The organism is Ancylobacter sonchi (genome assembly GCF_018390695.1).
Lineage (GTDB): Bacteria > Pseudomonadota > Alphaproteobacteria > Rhizobiales > Xanthobacteraceae > Ancylobacter > Ancylobacter sonchi.
The window spans coordinates 76,860-91,961 of the sequence record NZ_JAHBGF010000013.1 but is presented as its reverse complement, the minus strand read 5'-3'; the positions used below and the strand labels follow the sequence as shown (position 1 = coordinate 91,961).

14 protein-coding genes and 2 pseudogenes are annotated in these 15,102 nt (G+C 64.7%); 2 read left to right on the top strand and 14 right to left on the bottom strand.

What is annotated here, in order from left to right; translation table 11 throughout:
- Positions 1-24: 24 nt before the first annotated feature.
- From curA to KHC28_RS06530, 9 genes and pseudogenes are all read right to left on the bottom strand, one after another.
- Entirely contained in the window at positions 25-1,062 is a 1,038-nt protein-coding gene (gene curA / locus KHC28_RS06570) for an NADPH-dependent curcumin/dihydrocurcumin reductase (protein WP_214007547.1), read from the bottom strand.
- 76 nt (positions 1,063-1,138) lie between these two features.
- Positions 1,139-1,543, bottom strand: coding sequence for a tautomerase family protein (locus KHC28_RS06565; RefSeq protein WP_214007546.1), 405 nt, complete (start codon positions 1,541-1,543; stop codon positions 1,139-1,141).
- Positions 1,544-1,565: 22 nt separating this feature from the next.
- Positions 1,566-2,750, bottom strand: a complete 1,185-nt coding sequence (locus tag KHC28_RS06560) for an acetyl-CoA C-acyltransferase (RefSeq protein ID WP_214007545.1) — start codon at positions 2,748-2,750, stop codon at positions 1,566-1,568.
- Positions 2,751-2,780: 30 nt separating this feature from the next.
- A complete protein-coding gene (locus tag KHC28_RS06555; RefSeq protein ID WP_214007544.1) occupies positions 2,781-3,788 on the bottom strand; it encodes an aldo/keto reductase in 1,008 nt (335 codons plus the stop codon).
- A 26-nt stretch (positions 3,789-3,814) separates the two neighbouring features.
- Positions 3,815-5,019, bottom strand: a pseudogene (locus KHC28_RS06550) (MFS transporter).
- A gap of 150 nt (positions 5,020-5,169) precedes the next feature.
- Positions 5,170-5,568 carry a MarR family winged helix-turn-helix transcriptional regulator gene (locus tag KHC28_RS06545; RefSeq protein WP_214007543.1) on the bottom strand — a complete coding sequence of 133 codons (399 nt, stop codon included), beginning with the start codon at positions 5,566-5,568 and terminating at the stop codon, positions 5,170-5,172.
- 634 nt (positions 5,569-6,202) lie between these two features.
- The gene (locus KHC28_RS06540; RefSeq protein WP_214007542.1) at positions 6,203-7,048 is read right to left on the bottom strand and encodes an MBL fold metallo-hydrolase; all 846 of its coding nucleotides are present in this window, start codon (positions 7,046-7,048) and stop codon (positions 6,203-6,205) included.
- 21 nt (positions 7,049-7,069) lie between these two features.
- Positions 7,070-7,396, bottom strand: a complete 327-nt coding sequence (locus KHC28_RS06535) for a hypothetical protein (RefSeq protein ID WP_214007541.1) — start codon at positions 7,394-7,396, stop codon at positions 7,070-7,072.
- 5 nt (positions 7,397-7,401) lie between these two features.
- On the bottom strand, positions 7,402-7,947 hold the full coding sequence (locus KHC28_RS06530; RefSeq protein ID WP_214007540.1) for a sugar ABC transporter: 546 nt from the start codon (positions 7,945-7,947) through the stop codon (positions 7,402-7,404).
- Positions 7,948-8,112: 165 nt separating this feature from the next.
- On the opposite strand from KHC28_RS06530, the gene KHC28_RS06525 reads away from it, so the two are divergent.
- Positions 8,113-9,012 carry a LysR substrate-binding domain-containing protein gene (locus tag KHC28_RS06525; RefSeq protein WP_214007539.1) on the top strand — a complete coding sequence of 300 codons (900 nt, stop codon included), beginning with the start codon at positions 8,113-8,115 and terminating at the stop codon, positions 9,010-9,012.
- A gap of 639 nt (positions 9,013-9,651) precedes the next feature.
- Positions 9,652-10,161 (top strand): annotated as a pseudogene (locus KHC28_RS06520) (transposase); the annotation flags it as partial.
- 257 nt (positions 10,162-10,418) lie between these two features.
- Here KHC28_RS06520 and KHC28_RS06515 read toward each other — a convergent pair.
- From KHC28_RS06515 to KHC28_RS06495, 5 genes are read right to left on the bottom strand one after another with little or no spacing between them, the layout of a single operon-like run.
- Positions 10,419-11,258: an ABC transporter ATP-binding protein gene (locus tag KHC28_RS06515; RefSeq protein WP_214007538.1), complete on the bottom strand. Its 840-nt coding sequence runs from the start codon at positions 11,256-11,258 to the stop codon at positions 10,419-10,421.
- A complete protein-coding gene (locus KHC28_RS06510; protein WP_312893114.1) occupies positions 11,251-12,171 on the bottom strand; it encodes a FecCD family ABC transporter permease in 921 nt (306 codons plus the stop codon). The genes KHC28_RS06515 and KHC28_RS06510 overlap by 8 nt, the downstream gene beginning before the upstream one ends.
- 29 nt (positions 12,172-12,200) lie before the next feature.
- On the bottom strand, positions 12,201-13,166 hold the full coding sequence (locus KHC28_RS06505; RefSeq protein ID WP_312893113.1) for a FecCD family ABC transporter permease: 966 nt from the start codon (positions 13,164-13,166) through the stop codon (positions 12,201-12,203).
- A 46-nt stretch (positions 13,167-13,212) separates the two neighbouring features.
- Positions 13,213-14,145, bottom strand: coding sequence for an iron-siderophore ABC transporter substrate-binding protein (locus tag KHC28_RS06500; protein ID WP_214007536.1), 933 nt, complete (start codon positions 14,143-14,145; stop codon positions 13,213-13,215).
- A complete protein-coding gene (locus KHC28_RS06495; protein ID WP_246564427.1) occupies positions 14,142-14,969 on the bottom strand; it encodes a (2Fe-2S)-binding protein in 828 nt (275 codons plus the stop codon). Before KHC28_RS06495 ends, KHC28_RS06500 begins: the two co-directional genes overlap by 4 nt.
- Positions 14,970-15,102 lie beyond the last annotated feature (133 nt).

The following is a 15,102-nucleotide window of genomic DNA, read 5'->3' as shown; positions in this document are numbered from 1 at the left end:
ACCGCAATGCGGCTTTGGCGGCCGTCATTCGGCGTCACCAACCCGGACGATGAGCTTCCCGAAGTTTTGGCCGTCGAGCAGGCCGATGAAGGCTGACGGGGCGTTGTCGAGGCCGTCGACAACGTCTTCCCGGTAGCGAACCTCACCCGATGCGATCCAGGCGGAGACGTCGCGCAGGAAATCCGGATACTGGCAGACGAACTCGCGCTGGATGAAGCCCCGCAGAAGGAGGCTCTTGCTCAGGATCGCGCGCATCAGCCCGGGCAGGCGGTCGGGGCCGGGAAAGCTCTCTCCGGCATGGTTGTACTGAGCGATGAGGCCGCAGACCGGAATGCGGGCGAAGTCGTTTAGGAGCGGAAAGACCCCATCCCAGACCTTTCCGCCGACATTCTCGAAATAGACATCGATGCCGTCGGGACAGGCGGAAGCGAGTTCCGTGGCGAAGTCCGCAGAGCGATGATCGATCACGGCGTCGAAGCCGAGCTCGTCGCGCACGAAGGCGCATTTGTCCGCCCCGCCGGCGATGCCCACGGCCCGCGCCCCCTTGATCCGCGCGATCTGCCCGACCAGCGAGCCGACCGGGCCGCTGGCCGCCGCGACGACGACGGTCTCGCCGGGCTTGGGCTGCCCGATCGTGAGCAGGCCGGAATAGGCGGTGAATCCGGGCATGCCGAGAACGCCCAGCGCGGTGGTAATGGGCGCTTGTGTGGGGTTGAGCTTCCGCAGGCCGCTGCCGTCGGAGACCGAGAAGCTCTGCCAGCCGGAATAGGAGAGGACAATATCCCCGGCCGCAAAGCCAGGATGGCGGGACAGAAGCACCTGCGCGACCGTGCCGCCCTCCATCACGTCCCCGACTTCGACCGGTTTGGCATAGGACTTTGCGGCGCTCATTCGGCCGCGCATATACGGGTCGAGCGAGAGATAGAGGGTCTTCAGCAGCACTTCGCCTTCGGCCGGATCAGACGCCGGCCGGTCCTCGAAGCGGAAGTTCTCAAGCGTGGGCGCGCCCTCCGGCCTGGAAGCCAGGAGCACCTGGCGATTGAGATAGGGTGGTGTCGTCATGCGGTCTAACTCCCTTATCCGCCGGGCAAAGGCGGGCTCAGCACCGGTCCCTGGCGAATTGTATCGGCTCGGCGGCCTACCAGCGCGGTGCGGCGTCCGCCGACTGAAGCTCACCCCGGCCGAATGAAAAGTTCTCGTTCGGGATCGGGATGAGCGTGATGAAGATAACGTCCGGCGAAATGTCGACGGCTTCGACGACAAGGCGGTTGATGGCGGCCAGCAGATTGCGCTTGTCGTCCAGGGGACGATGAGCGCCAACCATGACGGTGACGATCATCGCATTGGCCGGATCGCGCTCCATGCCGAAGAATGTCGGGTGGATGAACAGTTCGTCGGGGCCGTGCTCGCTCAGGATGACGAAGCGGTCGTCCTCCGGGATTCCGAGGCCCTGGACGAGGGACTGGTTGAGCGCGTCGGCAAGCGCACGCTTTTGCTCACGCGAGAAGCGGCCTGCGGGAATATGGGCGTTGAAAACCGGCATGGCTGGTCCTTTCGCCGCGGGATCAGAGCGCCTCGAGCGCGAGCGCGATGCCCTGTCCGCCGCCGATGCACAGCGTGACGATGCCCTTCGACAGACCGTCACGCTTCATGGAGTAAAGGAGACGCGTGGTCAGGATCGCGCCGGTCGCGCCGATGGGATGGCCATGAGCAACGGCGCCGCCTTCGGCATTGACGATGTCCTCAGGCAACCCGAGTTCCTTGATGATCGCCAGAGGCACGGCCGCGAAGGCCTCGTTGATCTCGATCCGCTCGATGTCGCCGAGCGTCCAGCCGGCGCGGTCGAGCGCCTTGCGCACGGCGGGAACGGGTCCGAGGCCGAACAGACCCGGCTCGACGGCGGCGACCCCGAAGCCGGCCAGTCGCGCGAACGGTTCGATGCCCTTGGTCTCGGCGAAGCCGCGCTCGGCGACGATCATCGCAGCGGCGGCGCTGTTCAGGCCGGGCGCGTTACCGGCGGTGATCGTCCCGTCCTTGCGGAAGGCGGGCTTCAGCCTGGCGAGCGTCTCCGCCGTCGTATCGGGGCGCGGCGCTTCGTCGGTGTCGAAGATCTCGGTTCCCTTGCGGCCCTTGATCTCGACCGGCACGATCTCGTCCGAGAATTTTCCGGCGTCGCGTGCCGCAGCGAAACGCTGCTGGGAACGCGCCGCGAAGGCGTCCTGCGCCTCGCGCGTGATCTGGAGCTGTGTGACGAGGTCTTCGGTGTGCCAGCCGGAGTGCTCGCCTGAAAAGGCATCGTTGAGCCCGTCCGTCAGCATGCTGTCGAGGATCTGGGCGGGGCCCATGCGGTAGCCCCAGCGCCCGCCATCCATGAGATAAGGCGCGCGGTCCATGTTCTCCATGCCGCCGGCGATGGCGGCATGGCTCGCTCCGGCGGCAATCTCCAGCGCGGCGCTCAGGATCGCCTGAGCGCCGGAGCCGCAGACGCGGTTGACGGTCAGCGCCGGCACGGACACCGGCAGGCCGCCACCGAGCGCCGCCTGTCTTGCCGGATTCATCCGGTTCCCGGCCTGGATGACGTTGCCCATGACCACCGTGCCAATGTCCTCTCCCGACAGGCTGGCGCGCTTGAGCGTCTCTTTCACGGCGATCGCCCCGAGCTCGGTGGCGGGCACACCCTTCAGCGTTCCGTTATAGGCGCCGATGGCGGTGCGGATCGGATGGGCGAGGATGATATCGGTGGTGCTCATGGGGTTTCTCCCGATTGGAATTCGTGTCTGTCAGGCGACCGGAGCTCGGACACCTTGCGCGCCGGTCGGCACGGGCCTCCCTTTCGAAGCGGCCGGGTCGAGGCTGCTGACGGCATCGAGCCGCTCGATCTGCTCGTCCGAGAGCGCGACGGCGAGAGCGCCGAGATTGCTGGTAAGGTGCGTCACGGAGCGCGGGCCGATCATTGGGACCGCGCCGTGGCTGCCGGCCCAGGCGATCGCGACCTGGTCGGCGCTGACGCCATGCTCTCCGGCGATCGCCAGAACCGTGTCGAGGATTTTCGTGCGCTGCTCGGAGTTTTCCGGCTGGAACACCTTGCCGCCGAAGCCTTCGGCGCGGCCCTTTTCGCCTTGCCTATATTTCCCGGTCAGCATGCCACCACCCAGCGGTGACCATGTGACGACACCGAGGCCCAACGCCTGCGAGGCAGGAAACAGGTCCGTTTCGGGCTCGCGATGGACGAGGCTGTGCTCGAACTGTGCCGCGGCGATCGGGACTGCACCGGTCAGCTCCGCCAGGGTGACCGCGCGCACCAGCCGCCACGCCGGGAAGTTGGAGAGGCCCGCATAGAGGATCTTGCCGGCCCGCGCGAGGCCTTCGAAGCCGCGGACGATCTCCTCGGCAGGCGTCACATTGTCCGGCCAATGAACCCAGTAGATGTCGATCCGATCCGTCTTGAGCCTCTTCAGGCTGGCGTCGACGCAAGCCGCCATCGCCTTGCGGCTGTTTCCGGTGACCAGACGGCCGGCGTTTGGCGCATCGCCTCTGGTAAATTTCGTCGCCAGCACGAACTCCTCGCGCCGGCCCTGAAGCAGGTCGCCGAGGATCTCTTCCGACTGGCCGAACTGATAGACATCCGCCGTGTCGATGAAGTTGCCGCCGGCCTCGGCATAGGCGTTAAAGATCGCCTTGCTCGTGTCGGGATCGGCGCCGTGTCCCCAACCGGTCCCGAAATTGCCCGTTCCCAGCGCGATCCGCGAGACCTGAAGCCCTGTGGTTCCGAAGGTCGTGTAATCCATGAAGATGCCTTTCGTTTCTGGAAGGGTCAGGCCAATTGCGGTTCCGCGCCGCCCTGTGAGCGGCGGATCGCGAAGATGGCGAGCGCGGCGATGAGGCAGAGGAGCCCCGCGATATAGAATGCCGGCAGGTAGGTGGCGTAGACGTCGCGGGTCAGGCCAGCGCCATAAGCTGCGACCGCAGAACCGATTTGATGGCCAAAGAAAATCCAGCCGAAGACGATGGTGGCGTTGGGCCCGAACCTTTCGGCCGTCAGCTTGACGGTGGGCGGAACGGTCGCCAGCCAGTCCAGACCGTAAAAGACGGTGAATAGGGAAAGTTCGTAGAGCCCGAAATCGGTGAAGGGCAGATAGAGCAGCGAGAGCCCGCGCAGGCCATAGTACCAGAACAGCAGCCAGCGGCTGTCGAAGCGGTCCGACAACCAACCCGAACCAATCGTGCCCATGAAGTTGAATGCGCCGATAGCGGCAAGCAGTCCCGCAGCCGTCACCGCAGTGATCCCGAAGTCGCCACAGATGGAGACGAGATGCGTTTGCACCAAGCCTGTCGTCGTGGACCCGCCGATGAAGAAGGTGCCGAACAGTATCCAGAAGGTCCCGGTACGGGATGCCTCCCCGAGCACGCGGATCGGCGCAATCAAGGTGTCGCCCCAAGACGCGTTGTGCGAGGCTTCGGCCGGCGCCTCGGTAGCGCCATAGGGCAGAAGACCGACATCCACCGGCCGGTCCCGCATCAGAAGCAGCACGAGGAGCGTTGCAAACGCCAGCATGGCGAAAAGTAGCCCCAGGGCGAGTCGCCATCCCCAGGCTTCGGACAGCGCGGCGAAGGCAGGCAGGAACAGCACCTGGCCGGTTGCGACGCTGGCGCTCAGCAGGCCAACGACTAGCCCACGGCGGGCTGCGAACCAGCGAGTAGCGACTGTCGCGCCGAGCACCATGGCGGTGAAACCGGTGCCCAGGCCCACCACGACACCCCAAAGCAGGAACAACTCCCAGAGGCTGGTCATGGCGAAGGAGCCAATGACGCCTGCAGCGATAAGAACGAGCGCGAAGACGCAGACACGCTTGACGCCAAAGCGATTAAGGAACGCGGCGCAAAAGGCCCGACTGCACCGAACAGCAGGAAGCGTACCGCGAAGGCAGCCGAGATATCCGCGACAGTCCAGCCATACTCCCTCTGCAAGGGGCCGATCAGAACACCCGGCGCACCAACCGCGCTCGCCGCCACCATCATCGTCAGGAAGGTCACGGCGACGACGACCCACCCGTAATGGACCCCGCGCGCGGCAAGACGGTCCGGCAGGGGAGATGACTGCGAGGATTGCGGCGTTGGGCCTGTCACGAACGTCTCCAGTCACGGGCATATACCCGCTTATGGGCAAAATCAGACGGAACGAAGTATCTCTTGCAATGCGGTCACCTTCACGGGACCGAGCTGGGTCTCGATCTTGCGTTGGCAGTCCTCCCAGAGCGGACCGGCCTGCTCGAGAATTTCGACTCCACGGGCTGTGAGCTTCACGGCGGCCTCGCGGTGATCATCCTCTCCGCGGTCCATCGCCGCCAAGCCGAGACGCTCCAAGACCCGAACATTGCGCCCGAGCGTCGAGCGATCCAGCACGACGCTCCGGGCCAGCTCCGTCAAGCTCACGGGCTGGCGACGCTGGATGGTTCGCAGCAGGGAGAACTGGGCGATATTAATGCCAACCGGCGCGAGCGCCCGATCGTAGACCGAGCCTATCCTTCGGGTCGCCAAGCGCAGCATGGAACAGTAGCAGCGAGACATAGCGCGTGTATATACCCTCATTCGATGAATGTCGACCCACGAACCGGCCCGTGACAATGGCCGGCCATTCACCCTCAACCGTCATTGGGCATCGATGATGCTTACCGTCGCCGGCGCGACACGAGATCGGATCGCCTCAATCCCATCCTCAAGATGGCTGACGGGGCGCTCAAAACGTTGCCATCTCCCGTGCAAAATAAAACCTATACGTGGCGGGCTCTTACGCCACATCTAAACGGCGTGATTGGAAATCGGAAAAATAATATGTGATTTCTGCTAGTTGCGCCCAACACCCGAAGAGCATTTTAGAGGGGTATAGAGTAGACAAAGTTGTCATCGCTATCCCGCACGGCCCGCCAGCCTCCGCCGTTGCACGTTGCGGTGCGACAGTCTGCGCGATGGCTACTCAGTCGTCGCCGATTGCCGCGGGAACTTCAAAAGCAGATTTAGCTGCAATTTGGGGCTCCTGATGAAAGCGGTCGCCCTCGACCACTAAATCAGGTTGGGATGTGCCCGGTCCCCACCGTAGTTATTCAGATGAACTGCCCGCGACGATCGAGGAATTTTCTATGCTCCCGTCGATATTGGGCCCAGACTGACAGGGTCCCCATTCAGGACATAAACACGCTTGGTGTCATGTGCATTTTTCATATGCGACAGCATAGGTATCGCCCGTCCGTCTGATGCGCGCGAACCCGGGTTCCCCCAGGTGCATGCCGGCGATCAGCAGGTGCTCGGTGGCGACGCAGTCCAGCAGCCTCGTTCGTGTTTCGGCGGCGAGATGCGCATCCTGGTCGAACGCGATCGAAACGTCGGGCCGGGGAATCTGGATCTGCGGGAAATGAACGATATCGCCCCAGACCAGCAGGCTCTTATCGCCTGAATCGAGCCGATATCCGGTGTGCCCAGCTGTATGTCCCGGCAGAGGCATCGCCGTGATGCCGGGCAGCACCTCGCCATCCTCGAACTCGCGCAGTTTGGCGCGATAGCTGTCGAACGCTTGCCGCGCCAAGAGGAAGTTGCCACGGGAGCGCTCGGGCGCGCGGCTGAGATTGCCGTCGTCTTGCCAGAACGAGACTTCCCGATGGTGCGCGACCAGCTCGGCATTCGGAAAGACGGCTTCCCCGGATGCGTCGATCAAACCCCCGACATGATCGGGATGGGCGTGCGTCAGCAGGATCGCGTCGATCTCGCAAGGCTGGATGCCGGCAAGCCGCAGATTGGTTTTCAATCGGCCGCCCCACTGCTTGAAACCACCCGCTCCGGCATCGATCAGGACGGTGTGACCGCCTCCGCGCACCAGGTAGCCGTTGATATGGATCGAGGTGTGATCCCTTATCCCCGCATCCTCCTGCATCCGGGAGGCGTCAGTCGGATCGATATTCGCGAGAAAGTCGAAACTGGCGTGGAGATAGCCATCGCTGATTGCGGTGATGGTGAAGTCACCGATTTGTTGGCTCGGAAATGCGAGACTAGACATTGGTTTTCTCCAGGCACCCGCTCAATTTCGCGCGTGAATGCTCGACGTTTCATAGCCAAAGCAACGGATGCGCGCGGTAAGGCCAGCGTTGCGCGTTATGGCGTTGTCCAACCCCTCCATGAACCGCTCCATGACCTGCGGCGTCCGAAAAGGCTCAAGGCGATATTGGATTTCCGCGAAGGCCGGGTGGCCCCGGCCGTGCCGGACAGCGACATAGACAATATGCACATTCGCCAATGCGGCCCGGAGAATGCCGGTGCAGAGGTCGGTGCATTGCCCCGTGAGTTCCGCAAGAGCTTCGTCCGGCGGCATCCTGTCTGTCGGAATATAGATCGTGACATTTGGCATCGGGCCTACCGCTCCTTCTCGAAGGAAGCGTGATGCTCATTCCTCAACTGCGCCGTCATCGGCGCGTAGAGATGGACGTCGACCGGCAGTTGCTCGATGTCGGGCCCGGCGCTCCGCTCGACCTTGGCGAGCCAGCGGTGTTCGGGGACCTTCTCCATGGCCACCGCCCGCATCGCCGAGGGGGTGAGGCCCAGCCGGACCAGAGGGTCGGGGCCTGTTGCGCTCAACGCCAGATATTCGCCCTCTGCAATGGCCGGCGCGCGGTCGATCCCGCCATAGAGGTTACGGTGCCAGTCGGTGATGTGCTGTTGCCAGCGTGCGAAATTGCCGCCGCCCTTCCGGCGGTATTCCTCACCCGTCAGGATGTCGAGGCCGTCTATCGAATGAAGGGCGAGATAGGCGGGACAGCCACGGCTCAACGCCTTGAAACGCTGCGAGGTGTGGAAGCCGCTCACCGATATGAGGGCGGGCAGCTTGTCCAGGCTGTAAAAGTCGTTCCATTCCGCTTCGCTGACCGGGTCGGCAAAGCTGCATTCTACCGTGTAGATCATCGGACCATCCTCGGCCGGTCGCTTGAGGCGACAGGCTTGTCTTTCATTGATGTTTGATCATGATAGTTCCGCGAAATTCGGCCAAACAGCGATATGAGGTCATCCTTCAGTGACTAAATGTCATTATGAAGGGGTCGCATTTCGGTCATTGCCGCGGAGAGGCTCGTGCGCCGCAAGATTCCCAGTCATTCCGCGCTCATGGCATTCGAAGCGGCAGCTCGTCACGGCAGCTTCGCGCGGGCGGCGGACGAACTGGCACTGACCGAAGGGGCCATTAGTCGCCAGATCGGCCGGCTGGAAGCGTTCCTCGGCGTTACGCTGTTCGAGCGGGTGGGCAATCGCGTCAGGCTCCTGCCGAACGGCGAGCGTTACGCGGTTCAGGTTCGCGAGTCCCTCGACCGGCTGGAGCGCGACAGCCAATATCTGATGGGGCAGCCCAGCGACGGCGCGAGCCTCGACATCGCCACCCTGCCGACCTTCGCCACGCGCTGGCTCATTCCCCGGTTGGCGCGGTTTCGTGACCTGCACCCGAACATCATCGTGCACCTTGCCGAACGCATGGAGCCGTTTGTGCTTGCCGGAAGCGGCTTCGACGCCGCGATCCATTTTGAGCATCCCGCCTGGACGGGGATGAGAACGCACCGGTTGCTGCACGAGACGCTGGTTCCGGTTTGCCATCCGGCGCTTCTCGGTAGAGGTGAAGGAGCGGTATCGCTAGATGAGCTGCCGCGCCTTCATCGACGCCAGAACCCGGATGCCTGGGAACGCTATGCGCTGGAGAGCGGGATCGTGCTGACCAACCCTGCGGTTGGTGCCCGGTACGATCTTCATTCCATGCAGATCGAAGCCACGCTGGCCGGTCTCGGCGTCGCGCTGGTGCCGCGCCTTTATATAGAAAAGGAGTTGGTGGAGGGGCGTCTGGTCGCGCCTTGGCCGGACGGGCAGTCGATCTCCAAGACCTTCAGTCTCATCCTACCGGAGCCGATCCGATTGAGTGAAGGGCCAATACAGCTTTTTGCAAATTGGTTGCTGGCGGAAGCGCGATCTTCAAATCCAACGCCTTGAGGTCATCCGCAGCCCCCTGGCCCGCAGGCGGACAGATTGGGACAACAAATCCCCCCGCCCATTTAGTGAGGCCTTCGTCGTATCCGTGCATCATAGGGCTATAGCGAACACATAGTTCTCTTCTTGATCGCTCGCCGCCCGCCAAACACCGCCGATTGCGCGATATTGCCGCCGATCGCCCTCGATCACCGCACAACTTAGTCCGCTGTGGGTTGAGCAACCCCGCCGATAGCTCTCCACAGTACGATTAAGGGGCTGGTTCACGTACCCCCATCGGGCTTTATAGCCAGCCCCCGTAGATGACCACCGATTGTAAGCCTCAGTCCGCCTCTCTCAGACAATCGCGGCTGAACATGACCGCTGTGCGCCGATTCCGTTCTCTAACGGGTCAAGTCTGGCTGCTCGGTTTGAGCGGTTGCTGCCATTGGGTGCCTGCGTTCTCTGCGTGCTCATCGGCACTTGATGGGTTAGCTGGGTGCAGGGTGGCTTGGTTGAAACCGCAGTCGGCCGACCTGGTCGGCAGCATGCTACAGTATCGGCGCCATCACCTGCTCCCTCCCTCGGGCGTCGCTCCCGCTCGGGAGCTCGTTGCGGCCTCCTGTCTCGCCCATCTGTCGTGGCTTAGGCTGGCCGGAACTCGGTGCCGTGCCGCAGCACGGCGTGCATCGCTGGCTGGTCCATAAACGCGGGACCGAGCCGCACATCCCGGTGTTCGACAAGAGCGTCCCGACCGACGGCACCTTCAGCCGCTCGGACTTCGCCTATGACCACGCCCGCGATCTTTACACCTGCCCGGCCGGGAAGAAGCTGAGACCCCGCCAGAGGGTCTACCGAAGCTCGGCTCCGCTCGTCGATGACGACGGCATGATGCGTTACCGAGCAAGCAAGTTCGACTGCGACGCCTGCTCCCTGAAACCGCAGTGCTGCCCGAACACGCCGGCCCGGAAGATCCCTCGCTCGATCCACGAGGGCGCTCGCGACATGGCAAGGGACATCGCGAAGACCGACGCTTACGCCGCCTCCCGGCGCGAGCGGAAGAAGGTCGAGATGCTGTTCGCTCACCTCAAGCGCATCCTGCGGCTCGACCGATTACGCCTTCGAGGGCCATGCGGAGCCCGCGACGAGTTCTTGCTCGCCGCCACCGCCTAAAACCTCAGGAAACTGGCGAAGCTGGTCCCCACCCCCAGCCCAATCCTGGGCTGAAAAAGCCGAAAGGCCGCTCATATCCCGGCCGCCAACTCGGGGCGCACTGTCAAACAGCCGACTTCTTCAACGCAATCGGTCATTCAGAGCCGGCACCGTTCGGAATCAGGACGATCTGTTACTCGCTGCACGACAGTGCTGTAAGACCTCAGCATCATTGAGGGCTCAGGTCGTCCGTACCGTCACAGTTCCGGCGCAGGTGCCTAGCTTCGCATAGTATCATCATCCGCGGCATCGATGCTCGCTAGCGCCGTCCTCGGCAGGAAGAGCGGGCATGGCGCCATCGGATTGACAAGCACCATCCCGTCGACATGGAACACTGTCCGAATGGTCTCGGTGGTTATGACATCGGCCGGCGGCCCTATACTGGTGATGGCGCCATCGCTCAGCAGGGCCAGCTTGTCGGCGAACTGCCCGGCCTGGTTGATGTCGTGCAGCACGGCGAGGATCGTCTTGCCGCGCTCGTCGACCAGCCGGCGCAGCAGCGCGAGCAGCTCCAGCTGGTGGGCCATGTCGAGATAGGTGGTCGGCTCGTCGAGCAGCAGGATGTCGGCGGATTGCGCCAACGTCATCGCCAGCCAGGCGCGCTGGCGCTGCCCGCCCGAGAGCGCGGCCAGTGGCCGCTCTGCCAACGCCACCATGTGCGTCAGCTCCAGCGCTTCGGTGCAGGCCGCCCGGTCGGCTGCCGACCACGGGGCGAGCGGCCGACGATGCGGGTAGCGGCCCTGTTCCACCAGATCGCGCACCGTGATGTCATCCGGCGCACGCGGTATCTGGGGCAGAAAACTCAGTCGCCGTGCCAGCTGCTTGCGCGAGAGCTGCGCGATCGGCTGCCCCTCCAGACTGATCGCGCCGGACTTGGGAGCGAGCAGCCCCGCGAGAGCCCGCAGGAGAGTGGATTTGCCGCAACCATTCGGGCCGAGCAGGGCGGTGAACCGGCCGCGCTCGATGCCGATCGAGAGCCGATTCACGACGTTCCGGCCCTGATAGCCGATGGTGACGTCGTGCGCTTGCAGCAGCACCGGAGATGTCGGTTCAATCATTCCTTCGCCTCCACAGCAGGAGCCCGATGAACGGCACGCCGATCAATGGCGTCAGAAGCCCTGCCGGCAATTGCACCAGGCGCCCAACCAGATCGGCGCTCGCCAGCAGGAGCGCCCCGCAGACTGCGGCCGCCGGCAGCCGGATCGCGTGCCGGGAAGACAGGCCGCGCACCAGTTGCGGGGCAAGCAGGCCGACAAAGCTGATCGGCCCGGCAGCTGCCACCGCCGCCCCGGCGAGCAGAGTGCACAAGGCGGTCAGCACTGCGCGCATCGCCTGCAGCGGCAGGCCGAGCGCGCCGCTGACATCGTCGTCAAAGGCGGACAGATCGAGATCGCGGGCGAGGCACCACGTGATGGCAAGAGCGGGCAGCGACCACATGGCCAGCCATCGGAGCCTCGTCCAGTCGGCATTGTAGATGCTGCCCGCCATCCAGGCGAGCGCCCGCTGCACATCCCTGATATCGCCGAGCACGGTGAGCAGCGAAGTCACCGCGCCCGTCGCTGCGCCGATGCCGATGCCGACCAGTATCAGCCGGATCGAGGATGTGCCGCCTCGCCAGGCCAGCACATAGATCGCGGTGGCAGAAAGGGCGGCCCCAGTAAAGCCGGCCAGCGGCATGAGGTGGCCGACCGCTCCCTCCGCGCCGATCACAAGCAGCGCGACGCCGAGGCTCGCCCCGCCATTGATGCCGAGCAGTCCGGGCTCGGCGAGCGGGTTGCGCATCACCGCCTGGGTGATGGCGCCGGCGACGCCGAGGCAGGCACCGACCAGCAGCGCGGTCGCGATCCGCGGCGCACGTACCGTGCCGAGGATGATCGCGGCGATCGGGTCGCCCTGAAGCGCCGCGAAAATGTCCTGCGGCGCGAGCCCGCGATCGCCCCAACTCAGCGACAGCGTCGCGACGATCACCACCAGAAGAACGAGGAGTGTCAGTCCGCGGTTCATCGCATCATCCCGCTGCGCCGGCGCGCCAGTGCGATGAAGACCGGGGAGCCGATCAGCGCCATGGTGATGCCGACCGGTAGATCGATGCCGGCGAGCCAGCGTATGCCGGTGTCGGCGAGAAGTACCAGCAGCGCGCCAAGCGGGGCGCTATAGCCCATGATCCATCGGTAGTCGGCTCCGACGAGCAGCCGGGCGGCATGGGGAACGACAAGGCCGACAAAGCCGACCGGACCGGCCAAGGCCACGGCGGAGCCCGCCAGCACCACCACCAGCAGGCCCGCGAGCAGCCGCCACCGCACCACGTTCTGGCCGACCGTGCTGGCAAGGTCGCCGCCGAGGCTCAGCGTCATGATCGGCCGCGCGGCGACAAGAGCACATGCCAGCCCCGCAAGGCCATAGGGTGCGAGCTCTGCCACGGTCGATAGCGATCGCCCCGTGAGGCTACCGGCTGCCCAAAGCCTCAGATTGTCCAGCGTGCCCTGGTTCAGCAGCAGCAGGCTGGTGGTCGCCGAGGTCAGGAAAGCGGTCAACACCGCGCCGGCCAGAGCAAGCTTCAGTGGCGTCGCACCGCCACGGCCGATCGAACCCAGCGCATAGACGCAGAGCGCTGCGACACCCGCTCCACCGAACGCGAACCACACCAGACTGCCGCTGGCGTCGATGCTGGTGAAGGCGAGAGCCAGCACGACAGCGAAGGCGGCGCCGGCATTGATGCCGAGCAGGCCCGGGGAGGCCAGCGGATTGGCGGTCACCGCCTGCATGATGGCGCCGGCAACCGCGAGCTGTGCACCGACCAGAAGTCCGGCCAGCATCCGGGGCAGGCGTACGTCCAGCAGCACGATATGCTCGCGCGAGCCGTCCGGGTGCATCAGGGCCTCAAACCACACGTCGGGGGCGATCTGCGAACTGCCTACCGTCAGGTTCCACAATGCCATCGGCGGCACCAAGGCAATGAGCAGCACGAGGCCGAGCGCCCGCCGGTTCCCGCGGCGGCGCGGCGGGAGAGCGTCAGGGTTTGGCAATGATCAGGCGCTCAATATCGTCCAACACGCGATGGGCGGAGGCAACGCCGCTGAACTCCATCCAGGTGCCGGCATCGACCCGGTGCACACGTCCGGCCTCTACTGCCGGAAGCATGCGCCAGAGCGGATTGCTGGTCACTTCCTCGTGCCGACCGTTGGTGTCCGATCTGTTCGCGCCGCCAACGATGTAGAGCAGCGTGTCGCCCTTGAGATTGGCGAGTTCCTCCCAGTCCGGCCGCTTCAGCGTCGCGTTGCCCTGCGCTTTCTCATAGTCGGTTCGGCGCACGCCGACATCCCGGAGTACCAGGAACGGGCCATAGGCGTTCGACGCATCGAGATAGACCTGAAAATCCCAGGGGGTGATACGCACCACAGAGACCCGCTGGTCTGGAATGTGCGGCTTCAACGTCGCAACGCGAGCGTCATAGGCCGCGAGCAGTTCCACTGCCCTGTGCTCGCGGCCGGTGGCTTTGGCCATGAGCGACAGATAGCTCTTCCAGTTCCCTGCCGAGATCAACAGCGTCGGCGCCAGCTTCGAGAGCAGCGGATAGGCGCTGTCCGCCATGGAGCTGCCGATGATGAGGTCGGGCTTGAGCACGACCAGCCTCTCGATGCTCGGCTCAAGATAGCTGCCGAGATCGGCGACGCCATGGCGCATGGCTTCATCGCGAAGGACCCGGTCGCTCATCAGGCTGAGCGGCGCCCCGACGATCGGCAGGCCAAGCTCCAGGCCCATGCCGAGGCTGTAGGTCGGGTCCAGCACCACGATGCGCGCGGGATCCTTGGGCACGCAGACCGGCGCATGCAGCACGTCAGGGTCGTCGATCAGCCGGCCGCCGCAACTGCCCTGCGCATGGGAGGGAGGGAGCAAGAGGACGAGTGCGGTCCAGCAGGCAAGCAGAGCGGCCCGTAATGTCATGAAGAGAGGTCTTTCGGGTACGCGCCATCGGCGGAGGTCGTCTCGTCGAGTGCGGGCAGGCCGAGGCGATGACGCATCTGTGCTTCGATGCGGCGGCGGCGCTCGTGCGGAGCAACCAGCACGCAGGTCGAGCAATAAGAGCCGCCCGGCGCCGTGTAGAACCGGCAGCAGCCGCCTCGCGCACGGAAGTTGCGACGGGCGATGATGCGGCGCGGGCTCGCCTCGTCGCGTATGACGATCTCGAAGAAGTGCAGCTGCCGGTTGGCGAGCGGCGAGCCGGGTTCCTTCAATATGGCGAGGGCTTCGACCTGCGCTTCCTCCTCGCATCCAAACTGCCGGCCGGCTTCCAGGAAGCGTGCGGCGACGGAATCCGAGACGAGGCGCCACATCGCCTGCCAGGGCAGGCCGGTGCGCCCTTGCAGACGATGGATCAGAGGCTCCATATGGGCTTCCAGCCCCTCGCGCAGATCGCTCCGCAATCCTTCTCGATCAACAGGACGGCAGCTTGAGCCTTGTCGCGATTTGCCCGGTCTGTCGGTGACACAGTGCGGGTCGAGCAGCCGCAGCCGCACCCTCGGCCTGCCTTCGGCAGGCAGTTCGAAGGCCAGGGCGCTGTTCTCCGGCACGAACGCCGGAACCAGACCGTGCGACAGATAGGGCGAGGCGGCAGCAAGGCCGAGCACGCCGGCATATTCTGAGATGAAGTACGCCGCCGCGCCTTTGGCATCGAGGCCGGGCGTGCCCGCCTGCTGGCGCGCGAGCATGGCGGCAAGGAACCGGTCGTCGGCGAACAGCGACGGGACGGGTGTGAAGCCGGGCGCCATGGGCCCGATCTCCACCTCCGGCAACGACCAGTGCTGCGCCATGACGGCGAAGGCGGCGCGAAGCTTTCGCGCCGCCGCGTTGGTGTTCTCGCGGTCGTCTGTCCGTCCGCTCATGGCAATGGCCTTGTCACCG

What these genes read in the sequence shown, in the direction of transcription:
- curA (WP_214007547.1), bottom strand. Translation starts at nt 1,062, where the DNA reads ATGACGACACCACCCTATCTCAATCGCCAGGTGCTCCTGGCTTCCAGG.
- KHC28_RS06565 (WP_214007546.1), bottom strand. Translation starts at nt 1,543, where the DNA reads ATGCCGGTTTTCAACGCCCATATTCCCGCAGGCCGCTTCTCGCGTGAG.
- KHC28_RS06560 (WP_214007545.1), bottom strand. Translation starts at nt 2,750, where the DNA reads ATGAGCACCACCGATATCATCCTCGCCCATCCGATCCGCACCGCCATC.
- KHC28_RS06555 (WP_214007544.1), bottom strand. Translation starts at nt 3,788, where the DNA reads ATGGATTACACGACCTTCGGAACCACAGGGCTTCAGGTCTCGCGGATC.
- KHC28_RS06545 (WP_214007543.1), bottom strand. Translation starts at nt 5,568, where the DNA reads ATGTCTCGCTGCTACTGTTCCATGCTGCGCTTGGCGACCCGAAGGATA.
- KHC28_RS06540 (WP_214007542.1), bottom strand. Translation starts at nt 7,048, where the DNA reads ATGTCTAGTCTCGCATTTCCGAGCCAACAAATCGGTGACTTCACCATC.
- KHC28_RS06535 (WP_214007541.1), bottom strand. Translation starts at nt 7,396, where the DNA reads ATGCCAAATGTCACGATCTATATTCCGACAGACAGGATGCCGCCGGAC.
- KHC28_RS06530 (WP_214007540.1), bottom strand. Translation starts at nt 7,947, where the DNA reads ATGATCTACACGGTAGAATGCAGCTTTGCCGACCCGGTCAGCGAAGCG.
- KHC28_RS06515 (WP_214007538.1), bottom strand. Translation starts at nt 11,258, where the DNA reads ATGATTGAACCGACATCTCCGGTGCTGCTGCAAGCGCACGACGTCACC.
- KHC28_RS06500 (WP_214007536.1), bottom strand. Translation starts at nt 14,145, where the DNA reads ATGACATTACGGGCCGCTCTGCTTGCCTGCTGGACCGCACTCGTCCTC.
- KHC28_RS06495 (WP_246564427.1), bottom strand. Translation starts at nt 14,969, where the DNA reads ATGGCGCCCGGCTTCACACCCGTCCCGTCGCTGTTCGCCGACGACCGG.